This window comes from Providencia sp. PROV040, assembly GCF_032706145.1.
GTDB classification, from domain to species: domain Bacteria; phylum Pseudomonadota; class Gammaproteobacteria; order Enterobacterales; family Enterobacteriaceae; genus Providencia; species Providencia hangzhouensis.
Genome location: NZ_CP120530.1, coordinates 2,443,860 through 2,461,783, shown reverse-complemented (window position 1 = coordinate 2,461,783; position 17,924 = coordinate 2,443,860). Strand labels below are relative to the sequence as shown.

At 39.7% G+C, this 17,924-nt stretch carries 17 protein-coding genes and 1 pseudogene; 14 read left to right on the top strand and 4 right to left on the bottom strand.

The genetic code is table 11. The annotated features are described in order from the left end of the window. Window positions 1-19 precede the first annotated feature (19 nt). From P3L40_RS11280 to P3L40_RS11270, 3 genes are read left to right on the top strand one after another with little or no spacing between them, the layout of a single operon-like run. A complete protein-coding gene (locus P3L40_RS11280; RefSeq protein ID WP_210852512.1) occupies window positions 20-2,566 on the top strand; it encodes a DUF5682 family protein in 2,547 nt (848 codons plus the stop codon). Beyond that, the gene (locus P3L40_RS11275; protein ID WP_112307108.1) at window positions 2,566-3,720 is read left to right on the top strand and encodes a VWA domain-containing protein; all 1,155 of its coding nucleotides are present in this window, start codon (window positions 2,566-2,568) and stop codon (window positions 3,718-3,720) included. Before P3L40_RS11280 ends, P3L40_RS11275 begins: the two co-directional genes overlap by 1 nt. Continuing rightward, the gene (locus P3L40_RS11270; protein WP_136135380.1) at window positions 3,717-5,759 is read left to right on the top strand and encodes an SWIM zinc finger domain-containing protein; all 2,043 of its coding nucleotides are present in this window, start codon (window positions 3,717-3,719) and stop codon (window positions 5,757-5,759) included. The genes P3L40_RS11275 and P3L40_RS11270 overlap by 4 nt, the downstream gene beginning before the upstream one ends. Before the next feature lie 47 nt (window positions 5,760-5,806). On the opposite strand, the gene P3L40_RS11265 is transcribed toward P3L40_RS11270, so the two are convergent. After that, window positions 5,807-6,301: a MarR family winged helix-turn-helix transcriptional regulator gene (locus P3L40_RS11265; RefSeq protein WP_110591724.1), complete on the bottom strand. Its 495-nt coding sequence runs from the start codon at window positions 6,299-6,301 to the stop codon at window positions 5,807-5,809. Between the two features lie 84 nt (window positions 6,302-6,385). On the opposite strand from P3L40_RS11265, the gene P3L40_RS11260 reads away from it, so the two are divergent. The 4 genes from P3L40_RS11260 (at window position 6,386) to P3L40_RS11245 (ending at window position 10,078) form a co-directional block, all read left to right on the top strand. Then, complete coding sequence (locus tag P3L40_RS11260; protein WP_136135381.1) at window positions 6,386-7,258, top strand: EamA family transporter; 873 nt, start codon at window positions 6,386-6,388, stop codon at window positions 7,256-7,258. A 106-nt stretch (window positions 7,259-7,364) separates the two neighbouring features. Then, the gene (alkB, locus tag P3L40_RS11255; protein WP_080544462.1) at window positions 7,365-8,000 is read left to right on the top strand and encodes a DNA oxidative demethylase AlkB; all 636 of its coding nucleotides are present in this window, start codon (window positions 7,365-7,367) and stop codon (window positions 7,998-8,000) included. Between the two features lie 194 nt (window positions 8,001-8,194). Then, on the top strand, window positions 8,195-9,220 hold the full coding sequence (locus tag P3L40_RS11250; protein WP_136135382.1) for a threonine aldolase family protein: 1,026 nt from the start codon (window positions 8,195-8,197) through the stop codon (window positions 9,218-9,220). Between the two features lie 102 nt (window positions 9,221-9,322). Further along, window positions 9,323-10,078: a DUF4184 family protein gene (locus P3L40_RS11245; protein ID WP_136135383.1), complete on the top strand. Its 756-nt coding sequence runs from the start codon at window positions 9,323-9,325 to the stop codon at window positions 10,076-10,078. Here P3L40_RS11245 and P3L40_RS11240 read toward each other — a convergent pair. Then, window positions 10,075-10,662, bottom strand: a complete 588-nt coding sequence (locus P3L40_RS11240; RefSeq protein ID WP_136135384.1) for a TetR/AcrR family transcriptional regulator — start codon at window positions 10,660-10,662, stop codon at window positions 10,075-10,077. The genes P3L40_RS11245 and P3L40_RS11240 overlap by 4 nt on opposite strands. Window positions 10,663-10,773: 111 nt before the next feature. Between P3L40_RS11240 and P3L40_RS11235 the strand changes: the two genes are divergently transcribed. From P3L40_RS11235 to P3L40_RS11220, 4 genes are all read left to right on the top strand, one after another. Then, window positions 10,774-11,991 (top strand): MFS transporter, encoded by a 1,218-nt coding sequence (locus P3L40_RS11235; RefSeq protein WP_136135385.1) that lies wholly within the window; start codon window positions 10,774-10,776, stop codon window positions 11,989-11,991. A gap of 64 nt (window positions 11,992-12,055) precedes the next feature. After that, complete coding sequence (locus P3L40_RS11230; protein WP_136135386.1) at window positions 12,056-12,547, top strand: GNAT family N-acetyltransferase; 492 nt, start codon at window positions 12,056-12,058, stop codon at window positions 12,545-12,547. 78 nt (window positions 12,548-12,625) lie between these two features. Beyond that, window positions 12,626-13,090: a YaiI/YqxD family protein gene (locus P3L40_RS11225; protein ID WP_004254330.1), complete on the top strand. Its 465-nt coding sequence runs from the start codon at window positions 12,626-12,628 to the stop codon at window positions 13,088-13,090. Window positions 13,091-13,195: 105 nt separating this feature from the next. Then, entirely contained in the window at window positions 13,196-13,849 is a 654-nt protein-coding gene (locus tag P3L40_RS11220) for a LysE family transporter (RefSeq protein ID WP_094960558.1), read from the top strand. Between the two features lie 85 nt (window positions 13,850-13,934). On the opposite strand, the gene mnmH is transcribed toward P3L40_RS11220, so the two are convergent. Continuing rightward, window positions 13,935-15,026 carry a tRNA 2-selenouridine(34) synthase MnmH gene (gene mnmH, locus P3L40_RS11215; protein WP_136135387.1) on the bottom strand — a complete coding sequence of 364 codons (1,092 nt, stop codon included), beginning with the start codon at window positions 15,024-15,026 and terminating at the stop codon, window positions 13,935-13,937. 156 nt (window positions 15,027-15,182) lie between these two features. Here mnmH and P3L40_RS11210 point away from each other — a divergent pair, with 156 nt between their 5' ends. Together P3L40_RS11210 and P3L40_RS11205 are read left to right on the top strand one after the other, a co-directional pair. Continuing rightward, window positions 15,183-15,446: a DUF3811 domain-containing protein gene (locus tag P3L40_RS11210; protein WP_102138563.1), complete on the top strand. Its 264-nt coding sequence runs from the start codon at window positions 15,183-15,185 to the stop codon at window positions 15,444-15,446. Between the two features lie 82 nt (window positions 15,447-15,528). Then, window positions 15,529-16,062 carry a beta/gamma crystallin-related protein gene (locus P3L40_RS11205; RefSeq protein WP_094960555.1) on the top strand — a complete coding sequence of 178 codons (534 nt, stop codon included), beginning with the start codon at window positions 15,529-15,531 and terminating at the stop codon, window positions 16,060-16,062. Window positions 16,063-16,629: 567 nt separating this feature from the next. Here P3L40_RS11205 and P3L40_RS11200 read toward each other — a convergent pair. Then, window positions 16,630-16,875 (bottom strand): hypothetical protein, encoded by a 246-nt coding sequence (locus tag P3L40_RS11200; protein WP_096863750.1) that lies wholly within the window; start codon window positions 16,873-16,875, stop codon window positions 16,630-16,632. Between the two features lie 292 nt (window positions 16,876-17,167). Between P3L40_RS11200 and tssD the strand changes: the two are divergent. Beyond that, a pseudogene (gene tssD, locus P3L40_RS11195) lies at window positions 17,168-17,643 on the top strand (type VI secretion system tube protein TssD). The last annotated feature ends 281 nt before the right edge of the window (window positions 17,644-17,924 follow it).

Below are 17,924 nucleotides of genomic sequence, written 5' to 3'. Positions count from 1 at the left end.
ACCCTTAGGGAAATCAGCGGTGAGCTTGCTATCTATACCTTTACCAGAACGCATTGAAAATGCATTACACGACAGGCAACAATTTGAATCAGCCGGTATCTACTTTGCACCTATTCGGCATCATAGTCCCGCATGTGCATACAGCACGTTGTCTTTGATTGAACAAATCAAACCTGACTATGTTTTAATCGAGGGACCCGATAGTTTTAATGAGCTACTGACGAGCTTATTACATCATGATACCCAGCCCCCCGTCGCCATTATGGCGCAAACAGAATTAAAACCGACACAGACAGATGATAAAAGTGACACTGTCACTCGTTCTGCCTATTTCCCATTCTGTGAGTATTCCCCAGAATGGCAGGCTTTACAAATAGGTCAGCAATACCAAGCCCAGCTACGTTTTATTGACTTACCATGGACAGCGCAAGTTAATGAAGACGAAGCTAATGATATGCAATCTCAAAGTTTGCAGAAAGAGCGTTACTTAGCACATAGCTTATTTATTAGCCAGCTTGCGAAGAAAAGTGGTTGCCGTGACCATGATGAATTATGGGAACAAATTTTTGAATTAAGAACGATTGAACAACTGGCAGATTGGCCTGCATTTTTTATGGACAGCTTTATATGGTGTGCATTGGCACGACTTGATTATGAACCCCAAGTCCTTGAGTCAGAAGGTTCTATACAGCGTGAGCAATATATGCAAGCGCATATCCAAACCATTAAAGCCCAACATCCACAGGCTAAAATTGTGGTGGTAACGGGGGGCTTCCATACCCTTGCTCTTCTTGAAGGGTTGGAAGTGGCTCACAAACAACAATTTAAGCTTTCTGCGGCACAACAAAAAACGTTTATCCAACAGCAAAAACTGGGTGAACAAGACAAGGCTTGGTTCATTCGCTATAGCTATGACAAACTCGATGCATTAAATGGCTATGCATCAGGAATGCCGTCCCCCGCATTTTACCAACAATCATGGTTGTCATTGTTACAACAACGCCAAGCGCAGATAGCAGGAGATAACCAGCCTACGCAAGCTTATCGAAATCGTCTAGGTGTTGCCTATCTTTCTAAAGTTGCGAATGTTTTACGTGAAAAGCAATTTGAAGCTGCTCCTGGTTTTTTATCGGTTAAACTGGCCGCAGAGCAAAGCATTCGTCTTGCCGCCTTTCGTGGGCATGCAGGCCCTGGGCGATATGATCTGTTAGATGGGTTACAAAGTGTTTTTATCAAAGGTAGCTTAGATGAAAGCCAAATTGAGCTTTGGCAGGAAATAAAAACCTGTTTCTCTGGCTTTTTACTCGGGAAAATCCCCAAAGGGACAGCAACGCCTCCGTTGGTCACTGAAACTTATGAAATAGCAAAAAGTTTTCGTTTCAAGCTTGATGACACCTTAAGTAAGGTGAGTCGCTTAGATGTCTATCGTAATCAACAACATCGTGCGCGTAGCCGATTCCTGCATTTATTAGCATTTCTTGATATCCATTTTGCTAAGCATCTATCTGGGCCAAACTTTTTGTCTGGTAACCAAATGGATTTATTGTTTGAAGAATGGCAATACGCGTGGACGCCCAATGTTGAAGGGGAATTGATTGCCTTATCGGAACAAGGAACACAATTAAAAACTATCGCGCTAAACCGTTTGTTTGAAATGGAAAAAAACCTAGAACAGCAAGGCGTTAGTCGTTCAAGCCAAAGTGCGGTCGCACTACTTATGCAAGCTGCATTAATTGGGCTGCATCAACGGATGCCTGCATTATTTTCATTGTTGGATGGCTATATTCAACAGGATGCAAAGTTTGAATCCTTGATAGTTTGTGGTCATAAGCTTGTTCATCTGTGGCGAGGGCGCCAATTCTTTGATATTGAAGATGGTTTTGCTATCGAAGCACGTTTAGATGCCCTGTTGCAACAAGCGTTTTATTGTTTTGCACAAATTACACAAGGGGATGAACAGCAGCAGGAACACCATTTTTCAGCATTACTTGCTTGCCGTGAATTAATCACTTTTATGCCTGAAATTAATAAAAATCATGATTATAGCATCGATTTTTATCATGAATTAGACCGCTGTGAAGGGCAGTTAAACCATGCGCCGCTTTTAAAAGGTGCCGTTGATGCTTTGCGTTACCTTGGGGCGAAAATTGATGAAACCATCTTGATAGAGGAAATTAAACGCGCGTTCAGCACTGGTAGTGATCCCGAAATGGCAATTGGCTATTTTATTGGTGTGATGCGAACTGCACCCGAGTTAGTCTTACGCATACCATTACTCATTGATATGTTAAATCAGTTACTTAGTGAATGGGATGAAGGGCGTTTTATTCAGGTTTTACCTGATTTACGGTTTGCGTTTAGCCAGCTAACACCTAAACAAAATGCACAAATGGCACAATATGTGGCACAAGACTTAGCGATTGAGGCAAAAGAGCTCACATTGCACCAAACAGAATTTAATGAACAACAAATGATGCAAGTGATTCAACTCGAACAACAGTTACAAGGCCAGCTGCTTGAACTGGGGTTGCAAAATTGGCTTATTAGCACTCAGGAAGGCAAATAATGAGTCAGAAAAATGTCATATTAACCCCTGAACAGCTTAAATTGGCTAAGCGCTGGCGTTTAATACTTGGGCAATATGCCGATAATGCACTTGGTCAGGCCGTCTTTAGTGCTGAAGAGTTAAAAATAGAACGCTCTTTGGACTTTTTATATCGTCGGGAATACCAACGCCGAGGTTTAAAGCAAGAAGCTGGGCGCCATGGTTCCTTAGATGCTTCTCAATTAACGGCGGTTAATTGGTTAAACCAAGCGCGTAAATTGTTCCCCAATAGTACCTTTGAGCGAATGCAATCCCAAGCATTAGAACGTTATGAGATCAGTAGCTTATTAAAGGACCCACAAGCGCTAAATGCCATGGAGCCAACAAAATCTCTCGCAAAAGCGTTGTTAAGCCTACGCGGGAAGATGAACGAAGAAACCCGTGATGCTGTCAAAAATATTATACGCAAAGTGGTGGATGATATTTTGAGTCAAATGCGTAACCAATTTCGTCATGCATTAACAGGGCGGCGTAATCGTTTTCGACGCTCACTGGTCCCAAACAGCCGTAATTTTGATTGGCGAGGAACTATTGCTGCCAACTTAAAGAATTATGATAAACAAAATCAACGGTTAGTGATAAAAACGCCTCATTTTAATTCTCGTCAACAACAACACTTACCGTGGGATGTGATCCTGTGTGTGGACCAGAGTGGCTCAATGGCGAGCTCTATTATGTATGCGGCTGTATGCGCGAGTATATTAGCGGCATTACCGACAGTACGTGTATCTTTAGTGATTTTTGATACTCAAGTGGTTGATTTAAGCCATCTTGCTCATGATCCTGTTGAAGTGTTAATGACTGTGCAATTGGGGGGCGGAACGGATATCGCTAAAGCTATGCAATATTGCGAAAGTTTAATCCGCAACCCAAAACGTACCGTGATTAGCTTAATCAGTGATTTTGAAGAGGGTGGCGCACTGAATCATTTACTCAATTGCACACAACGCCTACATAGCCAACAAGTGAAGTTATTGGGTCTAGCGGCGTTGGATGATGAGGCACTGCCCGTTTATGATCCAGACATTGCCCAAAAACTCGCAGATAGAGGGATGCATGTTGCTGCATTAACACCGGAACATTTTGCACAATGGTTAGCAGAGGTCATGCAATGAGTTGGCAAAACAGTTACTTACAGTATGACGACGATGCATTAGCCGTATTTGCGAATGTGGGGTTACTTCGACGTGCACGTAAAGACGTTGAAAACCAAAAGGTTAACCCAACAGACTTAGACGCTGGAACATTCACGAGTGATGGGCAACGTGTTTCTTTAGATGCGCAAGGGATCCAAAAAGCTACTTGTGATTGCCCAGCAACGGGGTGTTGTAAACACATTTTAGCGGCCGTTTTGTGGGTACAATCGAATGCAACCACAGAAATTGATTCAGCGAAACCGATAGCCAGTGAAACGGTGCTAAGTGAGTTATTAGCATTGTTACCAGAAAGCCTAATCAAGCAAGCTTCTAAGCCTGATATGCGTTTAGCGTTTAGATTTATACAGGAGTGGCAAGAAAAAGAATTAGTTTATGAAGCGCAATCGAACCAGTTAAAAATCATTCTACCAGAATATGATGAGCCAATTATTTATATGCGTGGTAGTGGTTTGCAGGGCATGATTTCATCACTACCCGAAAAACAAAAAAATGCGGTTCATCTTGCTATTATTGCAAAATTAATGCTTCAGCATGGCCAAGAGTGGCATTGGCCAGAGGAATTAACCGCAAGTCAAACTCATCAACAGGCGCTTAGCCAAGATGATAAAATAGTGATGAGTTCAATCGAACAATTCATTCAGGATATGTTACGACAAGGGCTATCGCATATTAGCCAAAGCAGTGCTAGCCAGTTACAATTACTGAATATGTCAGCGCGTGCGGAAGGGTTGCCTCGCTTAGCCAATTATATGAGACGCCTTAGCCAGCAAGTCAGGCGGTTAGCTGATAAGCACTTTACAATGGATGAAGGGCAAGTTTTACGGTTGATAGCTGAAATATCAGCTTATTTGCATCAATTATCAGTAGCAAATGAACATCAGCTTATTGAACTCAAAGGGTTGCAAAGGCGGCAGTATAGCGATCAACCCATAGAATTTGATTTATTGCCTATCGATGCAAATTGGTGGAAAACCGAAAGTGGTGCGATTGGTGCTACATTGAGTTTTTGGGATCGACAAAATAAAAAAATCATTCAATGCACGCAAGGTCGTAGTAATAGCCTTGACCCAACGTTTAATCGACAAAATGTTTGGCAAACACTGGCGTTATGGAAACATACCGCCGAGAGTTTGATGAAAACTCCCTTTAAATTGCATTCACCACGGTTATCAGAGGAGGGGAAATTATCAGTCAGTGGCGAAAGCTATGCCGTTAGCAGTCAAGAAAATGGGATAACAACCAATGATTACCTTAACATTAAAACTGAATTTGGTTATACCGATTGGCAGTTAGCAGCGAATGAGTTGCCAACACTCACACAAGACAACAGGTTTTCCCCCGTTTTATTGCATATTGATGACTATGAGCCGCTTTATTGGGATGAAACGGAACAATGTGTCTTATGGGCGGTGACTGACACACACAAAAATCGAGCATTTTTACGGTTAAATTGGCAAGGGAGTGATGACCATAAAATTGAAGAATTACGTTTTATTACAAAACAGCAATGGCCAATCTGTGCTGTTACGGTGCAGGTAAATCATTCGCAAGAGGCGATTCAGTTAGTACCTAAAACGCTATGGTTAAAAAAGGAACACGGTATTGAGTTGTTTTACTTAGACTTTGAAAGTTCACCACGTAAGAAGCAACGTTCCGGTTTTTTTAATAAAATTATCGAATATATGGCGAAAAAACAGCAAAAAAGCCAAACTTTTGTGCCTGAATTAACGTTAGCTAGCCAACTTGTTCGGCCGATACTTTCAGTACTAGAAACGCAAGCGTGTACAGGAAGGCAATGTTTATCCCAAACTCAACAAAATGAAATCGCGTATGTCATTAGAACGCTTGAGGATTTAGGGGCTCTTTGGTTGGCTAATCAGTTTAAACCATTGATTACTTCCAGTGACTTACAACCCCAAGTAATATTACGGTTAGTCTATTTATGTGACCGTTTTGAAAGGTTACAAATGCCATTGCCTTTTCAATTCAATGAATAATACGAGGGGGAGATATTTCCCCCTTGTATTATTCTCAACACAGCGTGTTATTTTTCATTAGGCTCAAATGACGCTAAGAATGTTCGCAATAACTGATTCAATGCTTGTTGCTCTTGTGGTGACAATTTAGCAACGAGGCGAGCTTGGTTTTGTGTATGTACTTCAATAAGTTGGTTGATTAGCGTTAAGCCTTCAGTTGTTAATGAAACCAAAAAACCACGGCCATCATCCGGGTTGGTATGGCGGCTGACTAACCCCGCTTTTTCTAATTGGTCTATTCGGTTAGTCATTGTCCCCGATGTAACCATCAACGTTGAGAGCATTTCTCCTGGGCTTAGCGTATAGGGGGCTCCTGCACGGCGCAAAGTTGCAAGCACATCAAAACTTGAACGGTTAAGACCAAACTGAGCGAAGACCTTTTCCATTTCTCGAGTTAAGTGGTACGCGACATTACCCAACCGGCCAATTAATCCCATAGGGCTAATATCGAGATCAGGGCGTTCTCTTTCCCACTGTTGAGTGATTTTATCTATTCTATCCATAGGTAAATAATGGCGGTTATTTATCTTGACGTCAAGGTAAAATGCACATATCTTGATGTCAAGATAAATTAAGAGAATAGAAATATGGGCCGTATAACAGTTTTAGGATTGACAGCATTGGCACCGATTGTATGGGGGAGCACATACTTAGTGACAACAGAAATGTTACCCGCAGGGATACCATTAACATTGGCGGTATTGCGCGCTTTACCAGCTGGGTTACTATTGATACTCGTGCTAAGAAAACTTCCCGAGGGTATTTGGTGGTTACGTGTGGTGATATTAGGTGTTTTAAATTTTTCTTTATTTTGGTGGTTACTGTTTATTGCTGCGTATCGCTTACCTGGTGGTGTAGCGGCAACGGTTGGCGCCGTACAGCCATTAATTGTACTATTTCTAAGCCGCTGGTTGTTAAATAATCGGTTATCAGCGGTATCCATTATCGCATCAATAGCGGGAGTATTCGGGGTAGCAATATTACTTTTAACACCGAATGCCGCCTTAGACCCTCTAGGCATTGTTGCAGGGTTAGCAGGCGCATTTTCAATGGCCGCAGGGACGGTTTTGAGTCGCCGCTGGCAGCCACCAGTGAGCGCTTTAACCTTTACTTCATGGCAATTAACTGCGGGAGGCTTAGTTTTATTACCATTTGCCATTGTGTTTGAGCCGGCTTTGCCACCGTTAAGTTCATTAAATTTAATCGGGTTGGGGTATCTAACGCTTATTGGTGGAGCATTGACTTACGCTTTATGGTTCCGTGGGCTTGCAATATTAGGCCCAAGTTCAGTTGCGTCACTGGGTTTCTTAAGCCCTGTGAGTGCGGTGGTTTTAGGGTGGTTTTATCTCAATCAACAACTTAGCACCTTGCAATTTATTGGTATGGTTGTCATTTTACTCAGTGTGTGGGCGAGCCAACGAGCGGAAACAAGAAAAGTCACTTTAGCTTATCAACGTTAAAGGTATTTTGATGGTTGCTTATTTGTTGTGCTAAGCAACCTTTTTTCCTGTGTTAATATCCATTAGAGTATTCACTTGGATTATAAAAAAGTGACTAGTGACTAATATGTTATTTCCTGATGAAGATAATATCGTACAAATTGCACCAGAGGCTTTTTTACTCAAAGGTTTTTTACTGGGGCAAAGTGATGCATTATTGCAGTCATTAAGCAACGTTATTACTGCTAATCCATTAAGGCATATGGCAACACCCAATGGTTATCAAATGTCGGCAGCAATGACTAACTGCGGCGACTGGGGTTGGGTGACAGATAAAAAGGGTTATCGTTACAGTCAGCGTGACCCTGTCACGAACCAGCCGTGGCAACCTATGCCTATTTCGTTTGTTCAATTGGCAACTTCAGCAGCGAGTACCGCTGGCTTCGAACATTTTATCCCTGATGCTTGCTTAATTAACCGGTATGCAGTTGGCGCTGCAATGTCATTGCACCAAGACAAAGACGAAGCCGATTTCACTCATCCAATTGTTTCTTTTTCTTTAGGGCTACCCACAATATTTGATTTTGGTGGGGCAACCCGTGATGCGCCTAAAATCGCTGTTTATTTAGAACATGGGGATGTCTTGGTATGGGGCGGTCGGTCACGGTTAAATTATCATGGAGTACGTCGTATTAAATCAGGTGTACACCCGTTGTTAGGGCCTTACCGCTATAACTTGACGTTTAGGCGTTCTCAACCTTAAATTCGCCTTTTACAATATTCCAATTTATCAATTAAATAGACCATGAATGACTTAATATTTCATCTCAGTAGATTAAATAATACTAATCGTTAAATTTAGTATTTATATAGAAAAAATATCATTGAATAATAAATTAGATGCACCTATAAATGATGGTTATAAATTAATATAACTAGGTATTGGTAGGTAAGTGAATGTATAGCTTTTTAAATGATTATAATGAAATAGCTCACCCTGCAGTTATGCAGACTTTAAATGATTTATCAGGGAAACGTTTCAAAGGTTATGGCTCTGATGAGGTTTGTAGCAGGGTTGCAGCTCAAATTAGATTGAGAATTGGCCAACCTAGTGCTGATATTCATTTCTTTAATGGCGGTACAATTACTAATCTGACAACGATTTCCCACGTTTTACGACCTCACCAAGCGGTTATCACCGTAGATAGTGGGCATATCGCCGTTCATGAAACGGGGGCAATTGAAGCGACAGGACATAAAGTTATTACTGTTGACTCACCATCAGGAAAACTCGCACCAGAGCATATCATCAAGGTGCTGTCTGAACATAATGATGAACATACTGTCCAGCCTAAGCTTGTTTATATCAGTAATTCAACCGAAATTGGCACTGTTTACCGTAAACAAGAGTTAGTTGCGCTACGCGAGGTTTGTGACGCTCATAACTTACTGTTATTTATGGATGGTGCTCGCTTGTCTTCTGGTTTAATGTCGAAATATAGTGATTTAACCATTGAAGATATCGCGAAGTTGACCGATATTTTTTACATCGGTGGAACGAAAATAGGTGCATTAACTGGGGAGATTTTGGTGCTTGTAAACCCTGCATTGCAATCAGATTTCCGTTTTAGTATTAAGCAAAAAGGTGGGCTACAAGCAAAAGGTTGGCTGCTCGCCGCCCAGTTCGAACCACTGTTTAATGATGATTTGTATTTTAAATTGGGAAGTCATCTTAATGAGATGGCATCACAACTCGCTTCATTTTTTGCTGAAAAGGGATTCCAATTTCTTGCGCCCGTAGAGTCAAACCAAGTTTTCGTTATTTTCCCAAATGCACTGGCGAATAAATTATTAACACACTATCAGTTAAGCTTAATTTGTAAGCCGACACCGGAAACCACGTGTATTCGTTTTTGTACCTCGTGGTCAACAACTCAGCAAGATGTAGACAAATTAAAGCAGACTTTCCAAGCTTTACTTTAGGTAATTATCATCCCAGTAAATATTTCCGATATTTCGCCTATATTTATTGGGTTTTATTTATCATGATAGTGGCTTATTGATGACGTTAATGAGCAATTTACCATGCCTTGGACTTTTTCCCATCCTGCAGTCGTTTTTCCGATAAAACAAAGTCGATTTGGGCATTTTTTAAGCTTACCTGCCTTAATTTTAGGTAGCCTAAGCCCAGATCTATTTTATTCAATGATGTGGTACTCGGCAGCCACTACGGCTCATGACTTGATAGGCTGGTTATATACTGGCTTACCATTGTGTTTACTCATCACTATTTTTGTACAAAAAAGTGTTTTTTTTCTCCACTATGCAGTGCCATTTCCCATAGAAAACAGGAGTGTAGGATCATTTCGACAATTCTGTATTGTCGTGATTTCCTTTTATATCGGTGCTGCAAGCCATATTATCTGGGATGCTTTTACTCATCAGTCAGGGGCTTTTGTTCGGCACGCTGAATTTTTGCAGCTTGTCGTATTTAACATGACGGATAGCCAAGAAATTGCTATTTATAAATTACTGCAACACCTTGGCTCTTTATTGGGAGCGTTGTACTTGTTGATAAAATACACGCAGTACTACCGTCGGCAATCTGCAATTCAGCAGCAAGAGTATGCGAAAAAATTAATGGCATTACTCAAGATTGCCATTGTTTCAGGGTGTATTTCCTTACCATTTGCCTATAAATTAGCCATGAAAGGGGATGTGCTTAGTTTCAATCGCTTTGTATATTTAGAACTAACACTGCTAGTTCCTGTTTTTTTTACAGCAAGTATATTGTTTGCACTGATAAAATATCAGCGCCAGCGAAAGGCCACGCAAAATTAGTCTTTCGCAAGTAATAACCCTGATAGCATAATATCGATGGCAGCGATACTTTTCTTTAATCGCTGTTGACTATCACTTTGTGAAATCCAATATGCTGCTTCTGCGAGACCGCCATTAATTAAAAAAGCCAATGCATGGGTATCAATATCTTTAATAATGCCTTTTTTGGCAAGCTCATAAAGTAAGCGTTCAATCTGTTCAGTACACTGTAAGTTTGATTTAGCTAAAAAATCGCCTAATACAGCTTTCGCGTCACGCAAAATAATTTGTTGGTATTCGGGCTCTAATGCCATTTCTAAGTAAGCATGACAGCGTTGACAGAAACTGTTCCATAAGTCTTCAGTATGGCGAGTAATTCCTTGTAACCGTGCGTTCATTTGTGAGTCGATTTGCTCAACAACGGCAGTAAATAAGCCTTGTTTGTCGCCAAAGTGGTGGTAAAGGGCACCGCGTGTGAGATTAACGCTTGCTGCAATTTCATCCATTGAAGTTTCTGCATAGCCAAGTCGGCTAAAGTGCTCTCGTGCTGTAGTTAGCAAATTTGCACGTGTTTCCGCCATTTGCGCTTGTGTTCTTCTTGCCATTAAAAACCTCTTACATACATGGCGTATAATTATTTACATTCAATGTGTATGATTATATCATAATTATACATACGTATCGTATGTATAATTAAATTTCATTTTGGAGTTCATATGATAGGTCGCTATCAGCAGTTATTTCAGGCAAAAGAAAACCAGCACTTTGTGATAGCAGGGTTATTGGCACGTTTAGCGTTACCAATGATGGGGATCGGGATCATTACCCTGTTAGCACAATTGAAAGGGAGCTATACCTTGGCAGGGCTTGTTTCTGCCACCTTTGTATTAACTTATGCGTTGCTATCTCCGCAAGTCTCCCGCTTAGTGGATAAATTTGGTCAATTTCGCGTCTTGCCGGTGGTAACTGTTGTCAGTGTACTCGGTGTTTTTATTATCATCATAACTACGTGGTTATCATTACCCGATATCGGCTTATTTATCGGGGCACTGTTAACGGGAGCAATGCCAAGTATGTCTGCCATGGTAAGGGCAAGGTGGACAGCACAGTATAAAGATCAGCCCGTATTACAAATGGCGTATTCATTAGAAACCGTATTTGATGATGCGACTTTTATTGTTGGCCCACCGTTATCTGTCGGGATCAGTGTTGCTTTATTTCCTCAAGCGGGTTTACTGGTTGCAGCGATTCTACTCGCTGTGGGGATGGCATTGTTTATTTCACAACGCAGCACTGAACCTAAAGTAGTTGTATCTGATCATCTTGTAATGCCGAATAAATCAATTATTTCAATGGTTGGATTGCAGTTATTGATTGTGTTGATGATTGCTTTAGGTGTGATTGTTGGCAGTGTGGATATCTTGAGTGTCACTTTGGCTCAATTACAACAGCAACCGGCGATGGCCAGTTTAGTGTTATCGGCCTATGCAGTCGGTTCATGTGCAATGGGGATCGTATTTGGAGGGTTAACCTTTAACACACCTTTGCCACGCTTACTCTTCCTCAGCGGCTTAATGACGTTTCTTTCTATTGTACCAATGTGGTGGGTCGTAGGGGTTTATTCATTATCTGTGGTGGTGTTTATTTCAGGGGTGTTCTTTGCACCGACGATGATCATTGCAATGACATTAGTTGAGAAAATTGTTCCGCAAAATAAATTAACAGAAGGAATGACCTGGTTACTTGCTGGGTTAAATATCGGTGTTGCAATTGGTGCAATGTTAACGGGTAAAATGGTGGATACCTACGGCCCTTACGCAGGTTACGCCGTTGCTATCTCTGGCGGTGTTTTAGTTTTAATTTCAACATGGTTGAGTTACTTACGCGATAAAACCCAACAAAAAGTAGCAGTTAAATGCGAAAATGGCCATTAAAAACAACGAAAAAATAAACCATGTAGTGATAAAATCATAAAAAATTATTTAATGAGGTAACCTAATGCACTCTCCAGTATTTCGAGCGGCCACACTCGGTGATGTTGACTCCTGTTATGCGATTGAAGTCGAATCCTATGAAGGGGATGAAGCGGCAACAAGAGAAAAAATAGCCACGCGTATCCAACAATATCCAGACGGTTTTTTATGTATGGAATTAGCTGGAGAAGTGGTTGGTTTTATTAATGCGGGTTGTGCATGGGAGGTTGTAATGTCTGATGAGGAATTTAAAGAACTCATTGGACATGACCCAAAAGCACCGAATGTCGTTATTATGTCAGTGGTCGTGCATCCCAAATATCAAGGTAAAGGTTATTCGTCCTTACTGATGAAAACATTTATTAATTCCATGAAGGACAAGAATAAAGAAACAATTCATCTTATGTGCAAAGAACGCCATATTGACCTGTATAAGCACTTTGGCTACCAATATGTTAAACCGTCAGAATCCGATCATGGTGGAATGACGTGGCATGAAATGGTGATGAAATTGTAAAATGTATTTTCTTAAGCCTGTGATTTTGTTGTCTGGTATCATATCTCATTATATATAATCACTATTTGGGAAATCATAATGATAATTTGGGTAGATGCGGATGCATGTCCAAAAGTAATTAAAGAGGTTTTATACCGTGCAGCAGATAGAGAAAAAGTGCAAATAACATTTGTTGCAAACCAGCGTTTAACGGTACCTCCGTCACCTTTTTTAAAAACCTTACAGGTACCTGCAGGGTTTGATGTAGCTGATAATGAAATTGTGTTGCGAGCCCAAAAAGATGATTTAGTGATCACCGCAGATATCCCATTGGCCGCAGAGGTTATAGAAAAGGGCGCAAATGCATTAAACCCTCGAGGAGAACGCTATAGCGAAGCTACCATTCGTGAGCGCCTTAATATTCGTGATTTTATGGATACCATGAGAGCCAGTGGCATCCAAACGGGTGGACCTGCAAGTTTAAACCAGAAAGACAGGCAGCAATTTGCTAATGAATTAGATAAATGGTTGTTGCAACGTAAAAAATCATTAGCGTCATCATAAGCCAGCACATTTTCTGATTTAAGCTCAGAAAATGTGCATAGTAAAACAGAATTACTCTCTATGCCGTGACTATAATGGTTAACCTTAAATTTTTGAAGAAAAATAATGGATCCATTACACAGCATTATCATCACGCTCTTCTTATTTATACTGACCTTTTTTAATCCTGGGGCAAATTTGTTTATTGTTGTGCAAACCACATTAAGCTCAGGTAAAAAAGCGGGGTTAACCTGTGGTTATGGCGTGGTATTAGGCAATGCCATTTATTCAGGTCTCGGTCTATTTGGTTTGGTCACATTAATGGCGGAGTTCGGCTCATTATTCTCACTCATTAAGATTCTGGGTGGTTTATATTTACTTTATTACGCAGTGAGTGTTTTCAATAACAAAACACAACTCAATCTGTCCACCGAAAATACCATGGAAAGTTTTCCATCAGGTGTCTACTTTAGGCGGGGTTTGATTTCTGATTTATCAAACCCACAAACCGTTTTATTTTTTATGAGTATTTTTTCAACGACTATTTCCCCATCAACACCATTATGGACTAAGTTAGTTATTTGGATGGGAATTGTTGTTGCATCACTAATTTGGCGGATAATTTTATGCCAAACATTCTCTTTAACCTCTGTGCGTAGAACTTATTCACGCGTTCATAAAGTTGTCGGCAAAGGCGTCGGGCTAATTCTTGGAGGATTGGCTACAAGGTTGATTTACCAAGGGGTTAGCGAGCTGGTAGTAAAAAAATCACCATTCTAGGTTTTATGATCATGTTCAAGCCATTACGATATAAAATAGCCTCAGACTCCATACGATGAGGCTATTTGTGGTGAAAGAAAATGCATCATTGTTGATCAGTTAGCCAATGTTCAACTTCTTTATAATTACCACGGAAAATGATGCGATGCTGCTTTTTACTTAATTGATAGCAATACATTGGGTCATAGTATTCATTCAACAATGGAATTAACCACGAAAAATGTGTTTGGGTATCACCGGTTGTTTTTTGGTCTGCTAAAGCAAGATCAAGTAAATGGGTTAATTCGATTGTCCGCTGTGAGCCTAAACGTTTGCGAATGGCTAATAGGCCATGGTGCAGATAGTCACTATATTCCTGCCAGCCTCGCTCAAAACCAAAAGTTGCTAAAAAATCTTGCGTCATACGATCAAAATATTCATATTTTAAACGCTCAAGACGTAGCTCAAAGGGGTCTTCAATAATAGCGATTGGCGCTTTTTCCATTTGTGTGCGTAGTTCAAGAGGTAGGCTATTTGCACCAATGGCACGTCCCTCATCTTCCAGTACCCAATGTTGACAGTATTGGGCTTTCTTCAATAAAGCGACCGCTAAGTAATTTTCAAACGTGGCTTGGGAGTGTTGTTGTTGTAATGTACGGCCAAAAGAAGAGCCACGGTGGTGTGCGAGACCTTCTAAATCAATTCCGTTCGCGAGTTGATGGACTAAAGTGGTTTTACCATTACCGGTACAGCCGCCCACTAAAATGATAGGGCGCTGGACCAGTTCATTGATGGCATCAATTGCGGTTTGTCGTAAAGCTTTATATCCACCGTTAATAAGAGGGTATTCAATTCCCACCTCTTTTAGCCAAAATTGCACGATATGGGAGCGCATTCCACCACGTGCACAGCAAATATAACCATGGGTATTTTGTTGGCAGGCTTCTTTCCACTCGGTGATCCGCGCGATTTTAATATCACCACTGACAAGTTGGTGGCCTAATTCAACGGCTTTAGCAGAACCTTGTTGTTTATAGCATGTACCAACGGCAGCGCGTTCATCATCATTCATCAAAGGAAGGTTAATCGCATTAGGCATCGACCCTTGTTGAAATTCGATAGGAGCTCTGACATCGATGAGTGGTGTGTCAGTAGTTAAGATTTGGCGAATATTTTGCGAAGACGAGGTTAATTCCATAATAACAGCGAGATTCTTTAAAGTTGCAATGAGGTTACTATACTCTTAATCCTATTGCTTGGCATTAATGTTAGGCTTAAAACAATGGTTAGTGTTTTATTGCCTAATAATGATATATTGTTGTTAGGTATTTTAATATGAGTAAGGGGTAATACAATGAAGATGTTAACGATTCAAGAAATGACCGAAACTCAAAAAATCCAAGTGCGTACAAGGCTCGCTCAAGAAAGGAAAAAACTTGGCCGTGAATTAACAAATTCCGAGCAGAGCAAAGTAAGGAAACAAATCATTACCGAAATATCTCAAGAAGTCGAAAAGCAAGCGAAAAAATTACGGGCAGAAAAGAAAAAAGATAAGTTAGTTCCCAGCGATGCAAGTTACAGTTGGTCTTCTCAAAATCATAAAAGAGGGTATCGCTAATTTTTAATCAGAGTGTTCCGCTAGTGATTTGCATTAAGTAATTGTAATTTTACGCTATTCAAATCATTAAAAGACCTCAAAAATGAAAAAGATTGCGTTATTATTATTGTTATTCAGTAGTTTTACTGTCGCAAAATCTAATTATCATGGGAAACCATCCCGTAATGATTCTGTTGTTGTACATGTTTGCGCTTTATCTCCTTTTTCTAACTTCTATGCAGAAGCTGCAATGTCTGAGCAAACAGCGCGACACAAAACCTCTCGACGCTGTGAATTAGGGCAAGGGCAAGGCAGTATTTTCTGTAAAGCTCAAGATGCGAAATGCAGCACCAGTAAATTATCGTTTGGTGATCAATATATTGAAGAAAGCCTAATTGTTTACGCTAAATCGTGGCAAAAGGGCGATTATATTGAAGTATTTGACGATATTCCGTATCTTTCCCGTCACCATTTCTCAGATAAAATAGCCTCTTATACTATCCCTGACGGCTGGATTGTCCGTTTTTACGAAGGCGATAATTATACTGGCAAATACCATACAGAGATGGGCGGTTCGCACAATACGCTAGGATATAGCCAAAAAACTCGCTCAATCAAAATTATGAAACGACCTTAAAAAAGTCGTCGACTGTTATTGCTGGTGGCTCTATTATTCGAGAAGGGCAAGTTAAAAAAGAAGGCATCGATAATATCCAACCAATGAAATGGTACCAATTAATTCGCTATCGTAATGTTCAAGCAATGTGTATGTTATTTATATTCCATCTAATGAAAAACATCAATGTGAATGTTTAGAGAGCGGGGAAATATTAGATATATTTGTCCCAATGAGAAAGGACTTTCTTATAGAAAATTAAACTTTTTTATAATACCAAGCGGCGACAATTTTGTTAGCCGCTTTTCTCTATTTTTGAGTCTAATGAGTCACGTTCAATAATTGGATTGATGTTACCAGTAAGTAAAGATGGAAAGGTTTTAGATGCCAAGGGTACGTTTGTGAAGAAAGTAGTAAAGTGATGCATAGTATGTTTGCTTAGCAAGTTATTCAGTTCTTAAAATATAGACTTGGGCCGATAGGGATTGAAGGGCGCGTGTACTTGGTAACCATGTTAGGTCGTTATTAAGCGTTATACCATATTTAACATAATATGCATTATGCGAACCTAAGTTGTAGAGGCTCAATCTAAATGTCTGCACTATATTTATCTATGGGGTTAACCTTTCTTTTTTCGACGTGGGGAAAGAAAAAGGATATTTCAACTTTGCTGAAAGGCGGACATTTTAACTTAGCCTTGACATAAGTGTGAAACGAAGAAATACAGCGTTTTGGCTGGTTAATTCCGTGTTGGTTCTTTTTAGCTTCGTTATAGTCGTTCATGAACTTAGCCATTGCCAAAAATGATTTTTCACTAATCCAAACAGTTTTCACCTAATTCATTCCCTATAAATTATCGCTGAAAGATTCTTTCGTCTTCGACCATTAAACTATTAAATTGCTATTAGATCGAACAATTAAAACCCTGTCAACCAGTGGCGCAAGCGCGGTTTCGTGGCACTTAATATGTCCCCCCATTGTATCGGCGAATTGGTATTTAATTTCCTTTGAAAAATCGGCGTGTCGCCTCACATATCTATCGACATAAAAGTTGAGAAATTTGATTTAAGATTAACCAATATGCTACTATTCTGTCTACATAAAACAACATAGGTTATTGAAATAAATGTCTAATATAATTTATTTAAAGCTAACTGGTGAACGACAAGGTTTAATTTCAAGAGGCTGTGGAACTGAGGATTCTATAGGGAATAAATTTCAATTAAATCATCAAGATGAAATATTTATTACTCAGTATTCTGAATCAACATCGCGTATGCAAAATATGACTCACCATCCTGTTGATTTTATTAAGATGATTGATAAATCAACCCACTGCTTTTAGTGGCAAACTCTAATAATGAAAAGCTTCAATTAGAATTGAGTATTTATAAAACGACAACAAATGGAACCATAGAAAAGTATTTAGTTGTTAAAATTAATGAAGCCTACATTATCAATCGCAATGTTAGAATACCTCATTCAATCAATAGCAATGATATGCAACCAGAAGAATCATTTTCAATTATATATAGGGATATTACATATAATCATATAACTGCAGGAACATCAGGTTATAGCATTTGTGAACAAAGCCTTTAATAGTAATAAGGTTTTTATCATCATGAAATTTTGAAAGATAAAAACCTATTATTTAAATTAGCTTTTTCTTTATTTTAGCTTATTATAAATGATATTTTTCAGAATGAACATCCCGATAAATAAAATCAGAAAAATAATTAAAGTACCCCCCTCACTTTCAATCCCTAGATCTTTTAGGAAAAAATAGATCGATACAGATATGGTAGCTGAAAAAAACAAGTTTACCCAAATAAATAACTCTAAAAAAATCAAATCTAAAATACCACTAAGAAAATCACGCA